The sequence below is a fragment of the Nocardia sp. NPDC059195 genome, assembly GCF_042754695.1.
Taxonomy (GTDB): Bacteria; Actinomycetota; Actinomycetes; order Mycobacteriales; family Mycobacteriaceae; genus Nocardia.
The window spans coordinates 25,373-41,245 of sequence record NZ_JBHZBG010000042.1; the positions used below are offsets into that span (position 1 = coordinate 25,373).

Below are 15,873 nucleotides of genomic sequence, written 5' to 3' on the forward strand. Positions count from 1 at the left end.
GGTGATTGGCGGGTCGTTGTGCATTCGATGCGCCATCACCCGCAAGAGTTTCTCCGTCGCGGTCGAGCTGGAAAGAACCCGCTCGACTGCACCGTCTGGCGATATCGGTCGGCTGCGCTCGATGACACGATCGCGGATTTCCTCGTGGATCTCGACGGGCTGACCGGTGCGGCGGGCAGCGCGACGCTCCTCTGACGAGAGCCGTCGGCACTCGTCCGAACACCACAGCCGCGGTCGACCTCGGCCCGGTACTGGCAGCACATCCTGGCCGCAGCGTGGGCAGCTCTTGGTCTCCATAGCGGCACTCTACCGATTTAAATCCGACGAAATTCCCCCAAATTCTCACTGATGGTGCAAGAGGTGTGTGGAGAGTTTCAGTTGTGGCAGGGGGTTCGGTGAGCTGACACGGCTTGTCGCGTTTCCGGCGAATAGTGCGGGGTCGAGTCCGGGATGCCAGAGGTCTGCTTGGGGAAGGTGCGAGTGGAAGAGAGAGGTGTGAAGGATTGGGCTGTGGCAGCGGGAAGGCGCGGCAGCCGTCAGGCGAGGATGTCGCCGAAGAGGGTGAGTTGCTCGTTGTCGGTGAGCGCCGCGCGGTTGCGGTGCGGGCGCTGACCGAGCAGCACCGCCGCCCGGTCGGGTTGCGTGCGGGCCCGGCCCAGCCGGGCCGCGACGGTGTCGGGGTCGACGCCGCCAGCGAGCATGCGCTGCTCGGCTGTCGCACGCAAGGTGCCCGGCGCCAAGCGCAGCCCGGCGTCGGCACCGACGGCACGGATGACCCGGTCGACCGACCGCAGCGCCATCCGGCCACAGATGCGGGAGACGAACAAGGCGCGGGTTGAGTGGGTACGTCTGTGCAGTCGCAGGTGTCGGTGCGAGAGCCACGCGGTGAGCGCGGCCCGTGACGCGGCGCTGATCGCGACGGTCCGAGATTGTCCGGAGGCGGGGGTGATGGTGGTGCGGCCGGGCCAGTCGGTCAGGTCGAGGTCGTCGACATTGAGGGCGGCCAGCTCGTGTGCGCGGGCGCCGACGTCGAGGGTCAGCACGACCAACGCGTACTCGCGGGGGCCGCGGGCGGCGGCCGCGGCGAGCAAGGCACGGTGCTCGCCGTGGTCGAGGGTGCGCGGGGTGTAGAGCTCGGCGGTGACCCGCGGTGCGTCGGGTGCGCCGAGACCTAGCCAGTCGTGGAACATCGCGAGGGCGGCCAGCGAGGTTCGGACCGAGCGGGGTGCGAGGTCGGCCTCGGCCAGCCACGCCACCACCGCCACGTCCCGCGCGCCCGGGTCGCCCAGGGCGTCTGTGTGGTCGTCGTCGGCGGCGAGCCAGCGCAGGTACTGGGTGACCCGGTCGAGATAGCCCGTGCGGGTGCGGACGGCGAGATCGCGGCTGTCGAGGTGGGCGGCGAAACCGGCCAACAGCACCGGCAGCTGCTCACTCACCGGTACCGCGAACTCGCTCTCGCTCACCGTCACCACCGCCGTCCCATGCCGCACTCGTTGTGCGGATGATCGCAGCAGCCCCCGACATTCTCGACCCACAACGATTAGCGGCCGCTCAGGAGATTCCCGGGCGGCCGCTAACTTCTATCTGACGAACTGGTCGTGGTCGGTCACTTGTAGGTGATGCTGGCGATCTTGTGGGTGCCGGGGCTGACCTCGGTGGTGCGGATGACGAACGCGATCTTCTCGACTTCGGTGTCGCCGGGCCACTTCTGGTGCAGGGTGACCGCCCATGCCGACTTGTCGGTGCTGTCGGCGCGCAGGATGTGCACGCAGTACTTCACGTCCGGCACCAGGGCCGCGATGCCTTCGGCCAGCGCGGACTGGTCACCGACGTGGGTCTCGCCGTTGTCGGTGGTGAAGGAGCGGACCTTGGCGGCGTCACGGGCGACGAAGTAGCTGTGCTCGAAGCCCAGGATCGCGCCTTGGGGGGTGGCGGTGTCGCCTGCTTCGGCGCTGATCGTGATCGAGGCACTGCGGAAGTCCTCACACCCTGACAACGCCCACGCGGGCAACGGCGGCACCACCACCGTCGGCGACGTCGTCGCGGTCGCAGCGGACCCGGCGACCACAGTCGGAGTCGAGGTAGCGGCGTCCTCGGAGCCGAACGTGATCGCGGCCAACCCGATCAGGGTGACCAGCACACCCGCACCCACCACACCGGTCAGCGCGGCCGCCGCCTTCGACCGCCCTCGTTTCTCGTCGAAGCGTTCGTCGTCGTAGTTCTTGCGGGGTCGGCGCGCGATCTTGCCGCCCCCGCCGTAGCTGGTGAGCCGCGGCAACGTCGGGGGCGCGTCGTAGTCACCGGACTGCTCGGTCGCTGTCGCTGTCGCCCAGTCGTTCCAGTCGACATCATCGCCACGCGGCGGCGGCGAGTCCTCGCCGGGAGCGGGTTCGGTCCAGTCGTTCCAGTCCCCGCTGAACCCGTCCTCGTCGACGACATCGACATCGAGGGGCGGCTGAGCTGCGGCGTCGGTGTAGGCCGGCGGCCGGTAGTCGGGCTCGGCATCGTCGTCGAGTTCGGGTTCGGGATCTGGTGGCGGCCAGGTCGGCGGGTTCGTGCCGATCGTTTGCGGCTCGGCCTCACGCCGTCGACGGCGTGACCGTTTGCTCTGCGGTCGTTGCGGTGTCGTCGGTGCGGTCTCGGCCTCGAAGTACGCGGCGAAGGCGTTGTCGGACATGGCCTACGCGCCCGATGCTGTGGTCGTCGAGGAGGGTCTGCCCATCACGCCAAGCCCTCCTCGAGGGTGACGAGGTCGCCAGCGGTGCCGGTGTCGACCTCAGTGACGGCTTGGCCGTAGCTGGACAGAATCCCCTGGTAGTTGGTCACCAGGCTGCCCGCCGTGGTCAGCGTTGCCGCGTGATCGGTCGCGGCCTGGGTCCATGCGGTCGCGAACTCGCGGCCGATCAGCCCCAGCCCGGACAGGTCGACGCCTGCCGCAGCACTGGTGGCGGTTGCCGCCTCGCCGAGTAGTTCCGAAACCCGCGCGGCCGCACGCTGATACGCGTCCAGCGCGCCCGGATCGAACGACATCGTCATGACCCATCCCCCTTCGTGGTGGAGCTCGGGTGCCCCTGCGCCCCGAGCGCGGAAATCCTAGTGAGAACAGCGGCTTCAGGTGTAACAGCACAGACCGGATGGTCAGAGGCGTTCGCGCAGGCGTTTGACCTTGCCGTCGCGGATGCGGGCGATGTACTCGCGCGTGAATCCGGCGAAGCGAGCGACCGCACTGGGCCCATACAGCGGAGTGCCGTCGGTGGCCTGGGCGTCGAGTCCGTCCAGGATCGCGTCGAACAGCTGCTCACGATCGTCTTCGAAACGGGCCTTGGATTCGCGATAGGCCGTGGCCGCCTGCTCGATTCGCAGCGGCAAAGAGTTGTCATCGGCATCGGTGCTCATTCCCTGAGTGTAAACGGTGGTAGCGAACAGTGTTGACATGACTGGCGACACTACCTAATGTGAACAGTGGTCGCAACCAACGATCGCGATCACTGTTCACATTCGATTTCCACTCTCGCTTGGAGCCACCATGACCACCGCTCCCATCAGCACTTTCCTGGCCACCGACCCACGCCACTACACCACCAACGGATTCGCCCACCTCTGGGAAGACCGAGAAGCCCTCGCCTGCTTCGCCGTTGCCGCCGTCGTGGGCGCGGAGTCGGTGCGCGCGGAACTGCTCGGCCACCACCGCCGGGCCCGCGCCCTACTCGCCGCCGCCGAACGTGGTCTGCCCACCGGTGAGGCCACTGCGAAGATCTGGGCCTCGGAGCTGCGCGGCACTTTGGTCTCCGGGCCCGACCTCACCAGCTGCGCACCGATCTCCCACCGCAATGCACACCTGGCCTACGCGCTGGTCGAACAGCTCTACACACTGCACCCGCTGCTGTTGGAATGGCACCTGCACCGGGCGCGCACCGCGCCGCTGTGGCGGCGCCACACGGCCGTTCGGGACGTGCGCGAATACGTGCTGTCGGTGCAGTTCGACCCCACCGACCGCTACACATTCGGCGTCCTCGAGTTGGACGCACAAGGGGTGCACAGCGTCTAGCGAGGTCACCCGGATCGAGTGGCGCTACCTCGATCCGTAATCTGCCCAAAAATAGTTGGCCGTAGTCGGTCACACCGGGCCGAAAAAGCTCATCTCTTCCAGTTTGAGAAGGAAAACGGCGAGCACGGTCGGTGTTGCAACAGTGCCCTCACCAGGCTGGTACGCGCGGGCGCGCAGCCCCTCCGGGGCGATAGATATTGCCTGCTTGACGGGCCGGTTTTTTAGACTGCAACAGACAAACAACCCGGTTCGTAAGTTCCTTCTCGACAACACATTCAACGAGAGGAACACCCGATGAACCCCGACAATCTCACCCAGCTCAGCGACCCTGCTCCTGCTGTTGGCGGTGATCTGGCGCATCGACAGCAGCGACCTGGTGCAACTCGCTCGACTGCTCGTCAGCGCCGTGAACGTGCGGGCCATGCTCGGCGGGGCACCGTCGTCGCCGTGCCCACACTGCGGCCAGAACCGGTAGTCCAGGATCGTTGCGCGGCAAGCCTGCGAGCTGGTGACGAGGAGCTGGTGACTAGAAGTCACCAGCTCCTCGTCGGTGGTCGAGGTCGTCGAGGGCGGTCACGATCAGCTGGCGGGCCTCGCGGCCGTACTCCGCGGACCGTTTCAGCTCCTCGAACATCCGCGCGTAGAGACCGATCTCGGCGGGTTGGCTCACCTGAATGCTGGCGGTCGGTGTCTCCAACGCGACCAGGTCGTCGTCGAAGATCCAGAACCCGGCGCTACCGACCCCGCCGCGTTCGCGCATCAACGGGATGATGCCGAGCGAAACCTGCGGCAGCGCCATCACTTCCAGCAGGCGCCCGAGTTGGCCGGCCTGCACCTCGGCCGAGCCGAAGAACGTCCGCAGCGCCTGTTCCTCGAGGACGATGACGAACCGGCGCCCGCCGCGCTGCACGATCCGCTGCCGCTGCATCCGAACCGCGACCGCGTCCTCGACATCGTTCGGGGTGCCGAGAAACCGGATCCAGAACTGCACCATCGCCCGCGCGTACTCCGGTGTCTGGAAAAGTCCTGGTACGACGTTGTGCTCGTAGATCCGGAACACCGTGGTCGCCTCGTAGCGCTGCGGAGTGTGCGCACCGAGGACCCGCTTCATTCCGGCCCGGGATTCGCGTCGGTGCTCGGTGTAGGCGGAGTCGACGGCGTGCAGTGTGGCGACCAGGTCGGGTTCCTGCTCGGGCGCATCGGCCAGACGACACCAGTCGGCGATGTCACGCACGGTCGGCAGCTGACGGGCGTTCTCGATCTTCGACACCCGCGTGAAGTGCTGCCCGGTGGCATCAGCGAACGTGCGGATCGTCAACCCAGCCCCGGTACGTAGCTCGCGCAGTCGTTGGCCGAGTGCGCGGCGTCCGTCCTGGGCCGAGCTAGACGGGCTGGTAGTCACGGTGCGGGATCGCCCACTGCCACACCATCTCGAACGCCGTGCGGCACAGCTCGATATCTGCAGGTTCGGTCGAGGTGACCTTGTCCACGCTCAGCCCGTCGCCGGAGTAGTGCAAGAAGATCACCAACTGCTCGTCGAGCAGGTAGAAGTCGTTGCCCGGGACCGCGACCGAGTCCAGGCGCGAGCGCGGTACCCACCGGATGTCTTCGCCCGCATCGACCATCGGCGCCGCAATCGAGTGAGACCAGCGCTGGTAAGCCGAGAGCGGTTCGGACACGACCCGGGCCCGGCGCACCGTGCGCCCGGCCGCGGTATGGGCGCGCAGATTGGTGCACCACTCGCCCAACCACGCGAGATCGTCGTGTTCGCCGGCGGCCCACTTCGCCATGTACGGCAGCTCGATCTCGGTGCCGTAGGCGTCGCGGGTCTCCAGATGCACGGCGCTGCGGGTGAAATCGGTCAGTAGCCGGTCGAATTCGGCGTCACTGATTGCTGTCACTGGCGGCCTGAGCTCCTTCGGCGAAGAACGGGACGAGCCGGTCGGGGATCTCCACGCACGACTCCCCCTCGGGAATGTTCATCTGGGCGAGGATCGCAGGGTCGGTGACGATCCAGCCCTGCACGATCCAACCGGTATCGGTCTTGTACAGCGTCGGTGATCCGGACGGGTTGGATCCGGGATCCTTGGCGACGAACGTAAAACTCATGGTGGCCCCCTGCCAACGGTGTTGCGCGATGTTTCTGCTGCCCGTTCATCCTGGTCGCCGGGGTGTGGATGGGTCAATGGCTCACTGTTGCGCAACATTTCGCAACATTGTTCCGTTGCGGTCTGTCCCACTTCTAGCGTTGTGGCCAAGCCGTGCGGCGCCGGTCCGACGAGCAGTCACCGGCGCCGTGGGCTCTCACTTCACCGCCCTCGAGGAGGCCCGCAGCCGATGAGCGACACGACCCGCCGCGTGCCCACCGACCTGACCGAGCGGGCCAAGCGCAGATCGATGGCCATCAGATGGTCCGACGAACCACCCAACGGCTGGGAGCTCTACAACCCATTCCGGGTCGTGTGCTTCGGCAGCCTGGACAACGTGGCCGACTGGCTTACCGCGGCCGAGAACACCGGCCGATGATCGCCCTCGGCTACGCGGTCGCCCTCGGCCTACCGCTGCTCGTGCTGCTCGTGCAGATCCGCCCAGAACACGGATACCGCGTTCAGTCGATCTCGATCTCGCGCGCCAGCGCCCGTAAACGCTCGTCTTCGGCCTCGGACACCGGAGTGATCGCGTCGGAGAGGGGCAGCAGCAGAGTCAGCGGCCGCGACCGGGCATCGACGACAACGGCGCACTCGACCACGGCGAGGACGTCGCCGGTCTGGGTGAGCATCAGCGCGGTCAGCCGCCCGGGATAAGGCTCGCAGGTCTTCAACCCGCGGGCCCTGACCCAAATGGGAGTGTTCGCTCCCCATCTCAACCGCCGTGGGGGCCAGATCCGGTTCGCCCACACCAGTACCCGCACCGGGGGCGCGATCCGCCGCACCGGCCGGCGGTCGACTTCCGGCCAACCGCTCACGCCGTCGAACCACTCGGAATGCGGCCCGGCGAGCCACCCATTGATACGAACATATGTTCTAGTATGCTCGTATCCGTGCAGGTAGGTGATCTAGTCCGGCTCGGTACGAAGGGCCTCAGCCAGTTCCGGGTGCTGGAGGTCGAGGACACTCGCGCGTTGATCGAGCCCACGTTGGACGCACCGGGCGCCTACGCGTTCCACATGCGGCTGACCGACTTGGTCGCCTGGACCGACGACTGACACCAGGGCGCTGGGAGGCACCGTGGAAGACGAACATCTGATGTCGGCGGACCAGCAGCGGTTGGTCCTGGCCGTCGTCGATGCCCTGAACAACGGCCTCGACGTCCACACCGCGGTGCGCGCGACCCTCGCTCCCCCACCGAACTCAGCGGATGTCGACACGGTTCTGCGGATACTCGCCCTCGCCCCCGTCGCCTTCAAGCGTGGAGAGCGTCCCGCCGCAGTGCTCGCGCGCATCCTGACCGCGATCGAGATCTTCTCCGAGGGCGGCGAACTTGTGCCGCACCGACCGGTCTGCGAGGTTGAGGACCGCTACTGACTGGCTGATCTGGCGGTGCCTGACATCGACAACGAGAGTTCTGCTGTAGCTCACGCGCGTTGGCGGGGAACATGGTCTAGGTGACTGTTTCTGCGAATGCCCCACGGCCTATACCGTTTTCGTCGACCGCGTTGACCTCGTTGCAGCAGCTGGCGTCGGTGGCGATGAGCGGGGTGACGATCATCTGTGGGTTCCCGGCGGCGGGAAAGACCACCGCGACACGGTTCCTGGCCGATCTCGTGGATCCTGTCGTGCTGGATAAGGACACTTTCGCGCCGCAGCTCGAGGAATCGGTGATGTCGGAATTGAACGGCAATCCGTTCGACCGTGACAGCGACCTTTACCGCCGGGTTGTTTCCCCGAACATCTACGCTGCCCTGCTGAGCCATGCGGTGAGGATCGGGGCACGCTGCCCCGTCCTCGTCGATGCCCCGTTCCTCGGCCACGTCCAGGCCGCCGCTGAGAACGGCGTGCTGCTCACCGACTACATACGCGCAGCCACCGCAGCCGAAGTCGAGATCCGGACGGTGTGGGTGAACACCGACACCGTCCGGATACGCGACCGAATGGTCGCGCGCGGCGCCGAACGTGATCAGCCCAAGCTCACGGCCTGGGATAGCTACCGCACCACAGTGTTGGACTCGGGGCTGGCTCAGGCAGGACCGAGCGTCGTTGATCACGTCGTCGCGAACTGAACTGCTCGAACGGGCAGTTCACGCTGCGGGCGGTGATCATTCCGGCTTGCCCCGAGTCTGTTCCAGGAGCGCGAGCACTACCCCACCGACCGATGCGCGGGTGCAGCCGCCGCCCAGATGGTGCCCTGGCGAATAGGATCCCGCCATGAGCTATCCGTGCCCTCGCTGCGATCACCCGAATCTCGATCTGGCACATGCACTCACACACCTGCCCGGCGAGCAGCGTCAGAACTACGAACGTTCGATGCGCGGGCAGCCGATGATCTCGACCAGCGAGGCGTGCGACCTCATGTCGGCGGGCGCCTACTACCGGCGATAGATCAGCGTCGGGACCAGTCGAGGGCGGGCAAGGCCGCCCTCAGCGTCCGGATCTGTTGGGCCCACTGCTCCCATGTCTGGTCGGCAGGTTTGCGCGGATCGATATCGACGGAGCCGGCGGCCGCGGTCACGGACTGAGGTGAGGGCGTCGCGGTGAGGAACTGGAACGGGCGCGCCCACTCGATCAAGCGCACCGGGTCGAGCAGCTCCATCGCATCGTCTTCGGTGCTCGGGTGCGCGGTGGCCTCGACGATGACCTGGGGTTCAGCGAGCTCACCCTCACTGTCGAAGTAGTGAAAGATCTCGGTGACGTCGGCGACCAGCGTGCAGCCGTCCGGGCCGTCGAAGTTGAGGCGGTCGCCGCTGCGAGGTAGGAACCGGGCGGTGATCTCCAGGCAGATCTCGTCATCGACGAACAGTGGTGCGTTCGGTCGGATGGTGAGGGTGTAGTGGGACAGGTGGCTACCGTCTGTGGTCACCGCGCCAGTATCGCGCCGAGATGCCTGTCGCCGGAGCGCAATGGCGCACCGTTGGTGACCGTCTCGCGATAGATGTTTGAGTCGCTGCACCCCCATTTTCTAATGTCCGCAGTATGTCCTTGATCCCCGATCTCGCCGGTCTTTCGCCGAGCGAGATCATCACCGCCATCGGCATGGTGTGGTTCGTATTCGACGGCATTCCGCGACTGCTGGCCGGGCTCGTCGTCAACTTCAGCGACGACCCGCGTCGGCGCGCGGACCAGCTCAAGCTGCTTGCGGCGACCCGGCGCCGATGGTGGTGGTCACGATGAACCTCACGACCCGAAAGCGCGCCGGGTACCTACCCCTTTCCGGATGCGCTGCACGAACCCGGTCAGACCAGAGGCGGAAATTGGCGACCGTTGTTGTACTTGACCTCGAATTCGGTGAGCTTGTCGCGGACAGCGACGTCGACGAGCGCGGCGAGGCTGGCTGTGCCAGGTTCTGCGGGGTGTGAGCGTTTGAGTCGGGCGACGGATTCGCCGGCATATTCGAGCAGCGCCGAGTCCCAGTTGATGCCCCGCTGTCGCTTGCTGTTGCTGCGCTGATGCCTCGCACCGTCGAAGACTTTTCCGAGATGGGCTTCCAACCTGGTAACGACGGCGGTGAGTTCGTAGACGCGCTCAGCCAGCGCCACGGCCTCCGCGTTCGTGACGGCTTCCGCTCCATCTGGGTCATGGTCGAGAACATCGACGACATCTCGGAGTTCGCGGGCCGCGAGCATTACCAGGAACCCCAGGCTGTGAACATCGGGAGTGACGGTCATCCGGACATCATGGTGGGGATGTGTGCTCGGCGAGACCGAAACCGGTTCAGCGGCCATACCAATCGGAGGTCGTTTGTCAGTGGCCCATGCGATCATCCCTGTCCATGAAACCTGGCTCTGAACACGCGGACCCGCAGAGGCAGTTCTTCCACCTCCTGAGCAACTTCTCTTACGCCGAGGTCAACAAGCACACGACCAAGGGCTCGTTCACCGACGCGCTCCGCCGAGAGGCATACCGGATCAACGAATCCCGGGGCTTCGGACGCAGTGACTACAAGATCATCACCGCAGTCGACAGCTGCAGCGAGTGGACGTGGAAGAACATGAGCGGAAAGCCCGCCCCACCCACAAAATCGAATGCTTCCACCACACTCACGCTCACACTCCCGCATGCTGCCGATGAGCAGCTACGCGCCCGCGCCGATGCCGTCGGCGTGGGTACCAACGAACTGGCCACAAGGTGGGTTCTGGCGGGGTTGCTGACCGGGTCCGTCAGCAGCAGTGCACTCTCGACTCTCATCGACTCCCAACCCGACTCGCTGTTCTAGGCGCAGCTGGACAGGCGCGGCCAGCTCAGGACCCCCGCTGAGGGTTGTGGTCGACCTCGAACATCACAAAGCGGACTTCGACCACGGAGGCTGGGCCAGCGCTGAGACGATGGCATCGACTGCGGCCGCACCATCGGAAGGACATCATGGCCTGGAATTCGGCAGGGGACACCGTGTTCGGCCCGATAGCCGAGATTCTGCTCAAATGCGATGCACCCCCCGAATTCGTCACCTCAACCCTCACCGCTGTCATTGACGGGCTCTTCCATAACGATTGGGGCTACGACGGTGCGCTCAGTTCCCTCGCCGAGTTCGCCAATCACCCCGCGGTCGTCGCTGCCTTCAGGAACAACGCCGTCCCCGACCCGGACGACCCTGAGTACGCCGTCATCGTCGCCGACCTCGAACTCGCCGCAACACCGACAGCACGAGCACTCGACAACTCACCCACCTGAGCGACCTGTGCCTGTCGCCTCGCGTCGATACCGTGACGATGAGTAGCCGATCCGATCCCCGCTTCGCAGTGAGTGTGACGGGATAGCCTGGGCGACATGACCGGGGAGACAGAACAGCCAGGGGGCCGAGCGTGAGTGTCCCGACAGGCTGGGTTCGGTTCCTGGTCGACTTCGACGTGCCTGAGCCAGCGGACTACGACCGGCCTGACATCCCCGCTATCCAGTTCTACTGCCACACACCAGGAATGCCACGTGCCGGCGATGACATCGAGATCGACGGTCCCGGCGATGGGTTGGCCCTGACGATCTCGAAGGTGGAACACGCCTACGGGCCGCCTGAGCACTCCGACCACCCGCACTACACCCTGACCGCATGGGCGGTCCTGCGCGATCCCCCGCTGTTCACGGTCGAGCACGCCCAGCAGCTGCTGATGCACCCGGACAAGCTGCGGAAATGGATCCACCGGTACCCGTTGCTCGAGCCTTACGACGGGACCTACCGAGACATCACGTGCGAAGAGTGTGTCGCCGCGGGCCGCCCCGGGCGAGGCGACGAACTGATCCTCGATCACTGAAGGGCCGCCAGCGTGGGCGCTGGCGGACCGTCTGATGTTGTTGTGCGGGGCTATTCGCGCTTGGCGAACCGGCTGGAGTAGGCCGCGCGGGCGCCTTCGAGCAGGGCCTCGAATCGACGTTGTGCCCTCGATCGGTAGGTGTCGCCGCTGGAATCGGCGACCTCGCGCCAGCTCAGCACCGGGTCCCGCGTCGGGGTGGTCTGGCCAGGTGGGTACCCGCGACCGATCCACAGCAGCTCGTCGTAGAGCGCTTCGAGCATCCGCTGCGCGCGGACAACATCGGTGATGGCGGAGTCGAGCCTGACCGAGTCGGTCAGGCTGTCCGGATCGGCTTTCGCCGCGACCAGCGCCGCGATCGAGCCCGCCGCGTAATCGGCGAGCTCTTCGGCAGCCATGTGGTTTTCGAGCCAGGACAGTTCGTAGGTGTGGTGAAAGATGCCGTCGGGCTGGCGCTTTATGACATGGCGGCCGCGAGTCCAGTCGGTGCTCACTAGGTGTCTCCCTGCTGATGTCGTGTCGGAAGGTGCGGGTCAGTGTCCGGTGGTGACCAGGGCGGCGACGCCGAGCCAGAGCCAGTGCCAGGACTGATCCAGATGCGCGGCACCGGAGGCGAGTCCGGTCCCGGCGTTGTAGAAGCCGCCCAGGCCGAGGCGGTCGGCGAGACCGGCCAAGGTGGTGCGCCGATCGGCCCAGTAGTGGGTCACCGCGCTGATCGTGAGACCTGCACCGGCCCAACCGAGATCGACTGGCAGTCGCAGCCACCAGGCGACCGCTGCCAGGCATAGCGCCAGGGTCGCGGTGTAGGTGGCGACGTGCTTGGCGCACTCCCACCGACCGTGCCATCCCGGCGCACCTTTGCCCCCGGCTTGGTGGGAGGTCTGCACCCAGTAGTCACCGACCTGGTGGCCGACGAGGTACGCGCCGAGGACGGCGGCGAAAGTGGCGGCGGCCGCGCTCTGATCGATCATGGTTCCCAACCCCTTGTCTGTAGCGATTTCGCTACACCTCCAACTGTAGCGAAATCGCTACAGGCGGGGAAGGGTTCGCGCCATCTTCGTTCTCGGCAGGACGCGGAGCGGGGTCTTACTGCTGAGGGTGTTGTGGCGGTGAGCTGCCGTTCGGGTGGGCGAGGCCGGCGGCGGCCAGCTGGTCGCGCAATCGACGCAGCTCGGTCAGATCTACTCCCGCGACAGTGGCTAGATCGGCGTCCGGCCAGGGGCCTGGTCCGTGGCGGTCGAGTACTCGGCCGATCGCTCCAGCGACATCGGCTTCATGGGCTAGCACGACGAGCGGGTCCAACTCGGTGAGCGCCCGGTCCAGCAACTCGGTGTCGCGGCCCGCCTCAGTTCGGCGGGCACGTTCGGCGCGCAGATACTCGGCCAGGTCGCGCAGCTCGGCGGCGACTTCGGCGATGATGGCCCGACGCTGGTCCTCGGTGCCCACCACTCCAGCGTGCGCCCCGAGCGCCGCACGGTCCACCCCCCTGCGCTCGCTTGCCGTGATTAGGGCTGTCGGCATTTCCTACTTCATCATCGGGGTGAGCGGCCCAAATCCGCGTTCTGACCGCCGATAAGACCCACTTATCGGCGGTCAGAAATCGAACACGTGTTCCCCGGATTTTCGGCCGACTCCGCGCGTATCCTTTGCCGCGTGGCATACGACCCAGACGAGAACCTCGAGGTGATCGACGGCGGGTTCCTCCCGCCCGGCATGGATGTCGACGCGATCATCGCCCACGGGCACGAAGACGCGCTTGCCGCGGTCTGGCTCACCTACTTCGGTTACGGACCGGGCCCGGTGCTCCCCGATGACAACAGCGCCAGCCTCGCCGACGGCGTGGCCTCCGCCGACAAGTACCGCCGCGAGCGGATCCTGCGTGAGGCCAAGTCCACCCCCGTCGAACCCCTTCAAGCGCTGGCCGCCAGCGCGCGGCTGATCGAGGAGCTCCTGCACTTCCGCGCCGAGATCATCGACGACGCACGCAGCGACGGCAAGACCTGGGCCGAGATCGGGGCCGCGCTCGGCATGAGCGCCCAAGCCGTCGTCGACCATCGCCGCTACCAGAGCGAACTCACCCGCGAGAGGAAGCAGGCCCGGCGCCAGAATTCGTCAAGCTAACTTGTCGAATCAGCGACAAGTTAGCTTGACGTCAAGTAAACTTGTCCTATGGATATCGACGCCAACCTGCCACTGCCCGCCGACACCGACCTCGACGGGCTCATCGAGAACCAGCAGCTCGACCACATCGCCGCACTCATCCACACCCACGATGTCATCGGAGCGACCCGACGCGGCCTGGCCGAGACCGAGGGCCGACCCGACGACGAGCCCTACGACAGCGCTTCCGGGCTCACCCTCACCGTGGGCGAGATGCGCGCGACCTTCCAGCGTGAACTCGATCGACTCGCACCGGTGACCGCCCTGCACGTCCTGCGCGCCACCGAGGCCGGCGCGAATCAGCTGTCCGGCGCCCGACACCGGGCGATCACCGCGGCCCGCGCGGACGGGCAGAGCTGGAGCGCGATCGGCGCCGCGCTGGGCATGAGCAAGCAAGGCGCTCAGGACTGGTTCAACAAGCGATCCATACCCCTGTTCCAGGACCACGCCGCCGAGTAGGGCAAGCCCGTACCCGAAATACCGAACCCGACTGCGCGACCACGGTTTACGGTGAAGCGATGAGCGAGGCGACCGCGCCGAAGGATTCCGCGACAGTCCAGCTGAGGACGATGTTCAGTCCGCGTGTGGCGAACATGCTCGGGCGGCAGGGAATCTTCACCCTCGGCGATCTGGTGACCTATGCCCACCACGACCTGAGCCGTCTCCCTGCTTTCGGCGGAGGCACAATGGCCACGATCGACGCCGCGTTGGCCGAGCGTGGCCTGCGTCTGGACCGGCACGACCCTCACCAGCCCACCCTGCTCGAAGAGTTCGCCACGGTGCTCGAGCAACGCGACCAGCTCCTGGCGCTGATCGAGCGGATCACCGACGCGGTCAGCACAATCGAGGGACTCCGCGACATCGACACGACGCTGGGCGGCATGGACACCAAACCCACCGTGCGCCAGGCGGCGACCACCCGCCACCGCGACAACCGCCGCTGACCAGGTCTCCCCCGGTCAGCCCACGATCTGTAGGACGCTATGAACGACGGGGCAGAACACCACGACTTGCCATGGGGCGCGGACCCGCGCGCGCACTGGACACCGGAACAACACCAGGACTGGGCCGACGCCGAGCAGGAACTGACCGACCAGGGCTACCGTCCCGCGCAACCGGTCTGCGAGCTGATCGCGACCGTACCCACGCCGGGCATCGACCGGTGGGGCTGGATCTGCACCGAATCGAACTTCGAGCTCGCGGACTGCACCACGATCGAGCGCGCTCTACTCGGCGCGGAGATGCGCCTGGTCGCCCGCGAGGTCAACGGACTCGACGACGACGAGGACCGCGCCCACGTCTACGAACTGCGTCGCGCTCGCGGCCGCCTCAACTGAGCTGGCCCACCCGAACAGTGTTACCAAACTTTGGTAACATGCTGGTCATGGGTAGGAACACATCGATCAGCCTCGACGACTACTACACCGATTTCATCGCCGACGAGGTCGCCTCGGGGCGCTACAGCTCCGCCAGCGACGTCGTGCGCACCGCACTGCGCCTGCTCGACGACCGCGAGACCGAGCTACGCGCGCTGCGCGCCGAGCTCGTCGCCGGCGAGAACAGCGGCCCGGCCACCCCGTTCGACTTCGACGCCTTTCTGGCGGGCAAGCGTCGGTGAACCGATACTTGCTCTCCCCCGCAGCGCAGACCGACCTGCACGACATCTGGGACTACACCGAAAAGACCTGGAACGCAGACCAAGCCGACACCTACATCCGTCGCATTCAGGCAGCGATCGAAACCGCTGCGGCGACACCCGGTGTCGGGCGCGCCTGCGACGAGATCCGTCCCGGCTACCGGAAGCTCGCGGCCGCGGCCGCCCACGTCATCTACTACCGGCTCAACGCTGACGACGACATCGAGATCGTCCGCATCCTGCACCAGCGGATGGACGTCGGATCGCGTCTGTAGCTCGCGTGCCCCAAAACGGAAGACCTCCGCCCCAACAAGATCGAACCTCCTCCGGATAAGGCATTTTGCCCATGAGCCGGAATTCTTACGGCAATCGCTGGATTGATAGCCGCACCGCTCGGCGTGACTTTCGCGGATCTAGCCCCGCACTCCGGTAAAACGACAGATGACCCCGGTACCGCCTCTCGGGTACCGGGGTCATCTGCTGTTCGCGCCGCCTCATTTTTGTGCGCAAAACCGGACACTGCGCAGGTCGCGGACCTGTCTCAGGCCAGCAGATCAGGCAGGTCGGGAAACCCGGGCCGGACAGGCGCCTTCGGGTTTTCGGTGTTGGCGGGCTTGTGGGCCTGCATCTGTA

Annotated in this window: 30 protein-coding genes; 16 read left to right on the plus strand and 14 right to left on the minus strand. The window is 66.2% G+C overall.

Annotated features, from left to right (window positions below; genetic code table 11):
• Positions 1 to 536: 536 nt before the first annotated feature.
• The 4 genes from ACFXKN_RS31645 to ACFXKN_RS31660 form a co-directional block, all read right to left on the minus strand.
• Positions 537 to 1,463: a tyrosine-type recombinase/integrase gene (locus ACFXKN_RS31645; protein ID WP_379434501.1), complete on the minus strand. Its 927-nt coding sequence runs from the start codon at positions 1,461 to 1,463 to the stop codon at positions 537 to 539.
• Between the two features lie 143 nt (positions 1,464 to 1,606).
• Complete coding sequence (locus ACFXKN_RS31650; RefSeq protein ID WP_379434503.1) at positions 1,607 to 2,677, minus strand: hypothetical protein; 1,071 nt, start codon at positions 2,675 to 2,677, stop codon at positions 1,607 to 1,609.
• Between the two features lie 44 nt (positions 2,678 to 2,721).
• On the minus strand, positions 2,722 to 3,036 hold the full coding sequence (locus ACFXKN_RS31655; RefSeq protein ID WP_379434505.1) for a hypothetical protein: 315 nt from the start codon (positions 3,034 to 3,036) through the stop codon (positions 2,722 to 2,724).
• Positions 3,037 to 3,138: 102 nt separating this feature from the next.
• Positions 3,139 to 3,396, minus strand: a complete 258-nt coding sequence (locus ACFXKN_RS31660) for a hypothetical protein (protein WP_379434507.1) — start codon at positions 3,394 to 3,396, stop codon at positions 3,139 to 3,141.
• A gap of 130 nt (positions 3,397 to 3,526) precedes the next feature.
• On the opposite strand from ACFXKN_RS31660, the gene ACFXKN_RS31665 reads away from it, so the two are divergent.
• A complete protein-coding gene (locus ACFXKN_RS31665) occupies positions 3,527 to 4,048 on the plus strand; it encodes a hypothetical protein (RefSeq protein ID WP_379434509.1) in 522 nt (173 codons plus the stop codon).
• 69 nt (positions 4,049 to 4,117) lie between these two features.
• Here the strand turns inward: ACFXKN_RS31665 and ACFXKN_RS31670 are convergent, their stop codons facing one another.
• From ACFXKN_RS31670 to ACFXKN_RS31685, 4 genes are read right to left on the minus strand one after another with little or no spacing between them, the layout of a single operon-like run.
• The gene (locus tag ACFXKN_RS31670; RefSeq protein ID WP_379434511.1) at positions 4,118 to 4,585 is read right to left on the minus strand and encodes a hypothetical protein; all 468 of its coding nucleotides are present in this window, start codon (positions 4,583 to 4,585) and stop codon (positions 4,118 to 4,120) included.
• A complete protein-coding gene (locus tag ACFXKN_RS31675) occupies positions 4,575 to 5,450 on the minus strand; it encodes a helix-turn-helix domain-containing protein (RefSeq protein ID WP_379434513.1) in 876 nt (291 codons plus the stop codon). Before ACFXKN_RS31675 ends, ACFXKN_RS31670 begins: the two co-directional genes overlap by 11 nt.
• Positions 5,431 to 5,949, minus strand: a complete 519-nt coding sequence (locus tag ACFXKN_RS31680; RefSeq protein ID WP_379434515.1) for a DUF6879 family protein — start codon at positions 5,947 to 5,949, stop codon at positions 5,431 to 5,433. Before ACFXKN_RS31680 ends, ACFXKN_RS31675 begins: the two co-directional genes overlap by 20 nt.
• Positions 5,933 to 6,157 (minus strand): hypothetical protein, encoded by a 225-nt coding sequence (locus ACFXKN_RS31685; protein ID WP_379434516.1) that lies wholly within the window; start codon positions 6,155 to 6,157, stop codon positions 5,933 to 5,935. Before ACFXKN_RS31685 ends, ACFXKN_RS31680 begins: the two co-directional genes overlap by 17 nt.
• A gap of 228 nt (positions 6,158 to 6,385) precedes the next feature.
• On the opposite strand from ACFXKN_RS31685, the gene ACFXKN_RS31690 reads away from it, so the two are divergent.
• A complete protein-coding gene (locus ACFXKN_RS31690) occupies positions 6,386 to 6,574 on the plus strand; it encodes a hypothetical protein (RefSeq protein ID WP_379434518.1) in 189 nt (62 codons plus the stop codon).
• Between the two features lie 82 nt (positions 6,575 to 6,656).
• Here the strand turns inward: ACFXKN_RS31690 and ACFXKN_RS31695 are convergent, their stop codons facing one another.
• Positions 6,657 to 6,869, minus strand: coding sequence for a hypothetical protein (locus ACFXKN_RS31695; protein ID WP_379434520.1), 213 nt, complete (start codon positions 6,867 to 6,869; stop codon positions 6,657 to 6,659).
• A gap of 219 nt (positions 6,870 to 7,088) precedes the next feature.
• Here ACFXKN_RS31695 and ACFXKN_RS31700 point away from each other — a divergent pair, with 219 nt between their 5' ends.
• The 4 genes from ACFXKN_RS31700 to ACFXKN_RS31715 all read left to right on the plus strand — a co-directional run bounded on the left by ACFXKN_RS31700 (position 7,089) and on the right by ACFXKN_RS31715 (position 8,586).
• Positions 7,089 to 7,253: a hypothetical protein gene (locus ACFXKN_RS31700; protein WP_379434521.1), complete on the plus strand. Its 165-nt coding sequence runs from the start codon at positions 7,089 to 7,091 to the stop codon at positions 7,251 to 7,253.
• 22 nt (positions 7,254 to 7,275) lie between these two features.
• On the plus strand, positions 7,276 to 7,572 hold the full coding sequence (locus ACFXKN_RS31705) for a hypothetical protein (protein WP_379434523.1): 297 nt from the start codon (positions 7,276 to 7,278) through the stop codon (positions 7,570 to 7,572).
• Between the two features lie 80 nt (positions 7,573 to 7,652).
• Positions 7,653 to 8,267: an AAA family ATPase gene (locus ACFXKN_RS31710; RefSeq protein ID WP_379434525.1), complete on the plus strand. Its 615-nt coding sequence runs from the start codon at positions 7,653 to 7,655 to the stop codon at positions 8,265 to 8,267.
• 145 nt (positions 8,268 to 8,412) lie between these two features.
• Complete coding sequence (locus ACFXKN_RS31715; protein ID WP_379434527.1) at positions 8,413 to 8,586, plus strand: hypothetical protein; 174 nt, start codon at positions 8,413 to 8,415, stop codon at positions 8,584 to 8,586.
• Position 8,587: 1 nt separating this feature from the next.
• On the opposite strand, the gene ACFXKN_RS31720 is transcribed toward ACFXKN_RS31715, so the two are convergent.
• Positions 8,588 to 9,064 (minus strand): hypothetical protein, encoded by a 477-nt coding sequence (locus ACFXKN_RS31720; protein ID WP_379434528.1) that lies wholly within the window; start codon positions 9,062 to 9,064, stop codon positions 8,588 to 8,590.
• 113 nt (positions 9,065 to 9,177) lie between these two features.
• On the opposite strand from ACFXKN_RS31720, the gene ACFXKN_RS31725 reads away from it, so the two are divergent.
• A complete protein-coding gene (locus tag ACFXKN_RS31725; RefSeq protein ID WP_379434530.1) occupies positions 9,178 to 9,375 on the plus strand; it encodes a hypothetical protein in 198 nt (65 codons plus the stop codon).
• A 62-nt stretch (positions 9,376 to 9,437) separates the two neighbouring features.
• Here the strand turns inward: ACFXKN_RS31725 and ACFXKN_RS31730 are convergent, their stop codons facing one another.
• Positions 9,438 to 9,869, minus strand: a complete 432-nt coding sequence (locus ACFXKN_RS31730; RefSeq protein ID WP_379434532.1) for a hypothetical protein — start codon at positions 9,867 to 9,869, stop codon at positions 9,438 to 9,440.
• Between the two features lie 104 nt (positions 9,870 to 9,973).
• Between ACFXKN_RS31730 and ACFXKN_RS31735 the strand changes: the two genes are divergently transcribed.
• From ACFXKN_RS31735 to ACFXKN_RS31745, 3 genes are all read left to right on the plus strand, one after another.
• A complete protein-coding gene (locus tag ACFXKN_RS31735; protein WP_379434534.1) occupies positions 9,974 to 10,417 on the plus strand; it encodes a hypothetical protein in 444 nt (147 codons plus the stop codon).
• 146 nt (positions 10,418 to 10,563) lie between these two features.
• Positions 10,564 to 10,872, plus strand: coding sequence for a hypothetical protein (locus ACFXKN_RS31740; RefSeq protein ID WP_379434536.1), 309 nt, complete (start codon positions 10,564 to 10,566; stop codon positions 10,870 to 10,872).
• 131 nt (positions 10,873 to 11,003) lie between these two features.
• A complete protein-coding gene (locus ACFXKN_RS31745) occupies positions 11,004 to 11,447 on the plus strand; it encodes a hypothetical protein (protein WP_379434537.1) in 444 nt (147 codons plus the stop codon).
• Between the two features lie 50 nt (positions 11,448 to 11,497).
• On the opposite strand, the gene ACFXKN_RS31750 is transcribed toward ACFXKN_RS31745, so the two are convergent.
• The 3 genes from ACFXKN_RS31750 to ACFXKN_RS31760 form a co-directional block, all read right to left on the minus strand.
• Positions 11,498 to 11,938 carry a hypothetical protein gene (locus tag ACFXKN_RS31750; RefSeq protein ID WP_379434539.1) on the minus strand — a complete coding sequence of 147 codons (441 nt, stop codon included), beginning with the start codon at positions 11,936 to 11,938 and terminating at the stop codon, positions 11,498 to 11,500.
• 39 nt (positions 11,939 to 11,977) lie between these two features.
• Complete coding sequence (locus ACFXKN_RS31755) at positions 11,978 to 12,415, minus strand: transcriptional regulator (protein WP_379434540.1); 438 nt, start codon at positions 12,413 to 12,415, stop codon at positions 11,978 to 11,980.
• A 115-nt stretch (positions 12,416 to 12,530) separates the two neighbouring features.
• A complete protein-coding gene (locus ACFXKN_RS31760; protein ID WP_379434542.1) occupies positions 12,531 to 12,890 on the minus strand; it encodes a hypothetical protein in 360 nt (119 codons plus the stop codon).
• 207 nt (positions 12,891 to 13,097) lie between these two features.
• Between ACFXKN_RS31760 and ACFXKN_RS31765 the strand changes: the two genes are divergently transcribed.
• The 6 genes from ACFXKN_RS31765 to ACFXKN_RS31790 are packed head-to-tail and all read left to right on the plus strand — an operon-like array spanning position 13,098 to position 15,515.
• Positions 13,098 to 13,565, plus strand: coding sequence for a hypothetical protein (locus tag ACFXKN_RS31765; protein WP_379434544.1), 468 nt, complete (start codon positions 13,098 to 13,100; stop codon positions 13,563 to 13,565).
• A gap of 48 nt (positions 13,566 to 13,613) precedes the next feature.
• Entirely contained in the window at positions 13,614 to 14,063 is a 450-nt protein-coding gene (locus ACFXKN_RS31770) for a hypothetical protein (protein ID WP_379434546.1), read from the plus strand.
• 59 nt (positions 14,064 to 14,122) lie between these two features.
• Complete coding sequence (locus ACFXKN_RS31775; protein WP_379434547.1) at positions 14,123 to 14,548, plus strand: DNA-directed RNA polymerase subunit alpha C-terminal domain-containing protein; 426 nt, start codon at positions 14,123 to 14,125, stop codon at positions 14,546 to 14,548.
• A 39-nt stretch (positions 14,549 to 14,587) separates the two neighbouring features.
• The gene (locus ACFXKN_RS31780) at positions 14,588 to 14,941 is read left to right on the plus strand and encodes a hypothetical protein (RefSeq protein WP_379434549.1); all 354 of its coding nucleotides are present in this window, start codon (positions 14,588 to 14,590) and stop codon (positions 14,939 to 14,941) included.
• A gap of 47 nt (positions 14,942 to 14,988) precedes the next feature.
• On the plus strand, positions 14,989 to 15,222 hold the full coding sequence (locus ACFXKN_RS31785) for a type II toxin-antitoxin system ParD family antitoxin (RefSeq protein ID WP_379434551.1): 234 nt from the start codon (positions 14,989 to 14,991) through the stop codon (positions 15,220 to 15,222).
• On the plus strand, positions 15,219 to 15,515 hold the full coding sequence (locus ACFXKN_RS31790) for a type II toxin-antitoxin system RelE/ParE family toxin (protein WP_379434554.1): 297 nt from the start codon (positions 15,219 to 15,221) through the stop codon (positions 15,513 to 15,515). Before ACFXKN_RS31785 ends, ACFXKN_RS31790 begins: the two co-directional genes overlap by 4 nt.
• The last annotated feature ends 358 nt before the right edge of the window (positions 15,516 to 15,873 follow it).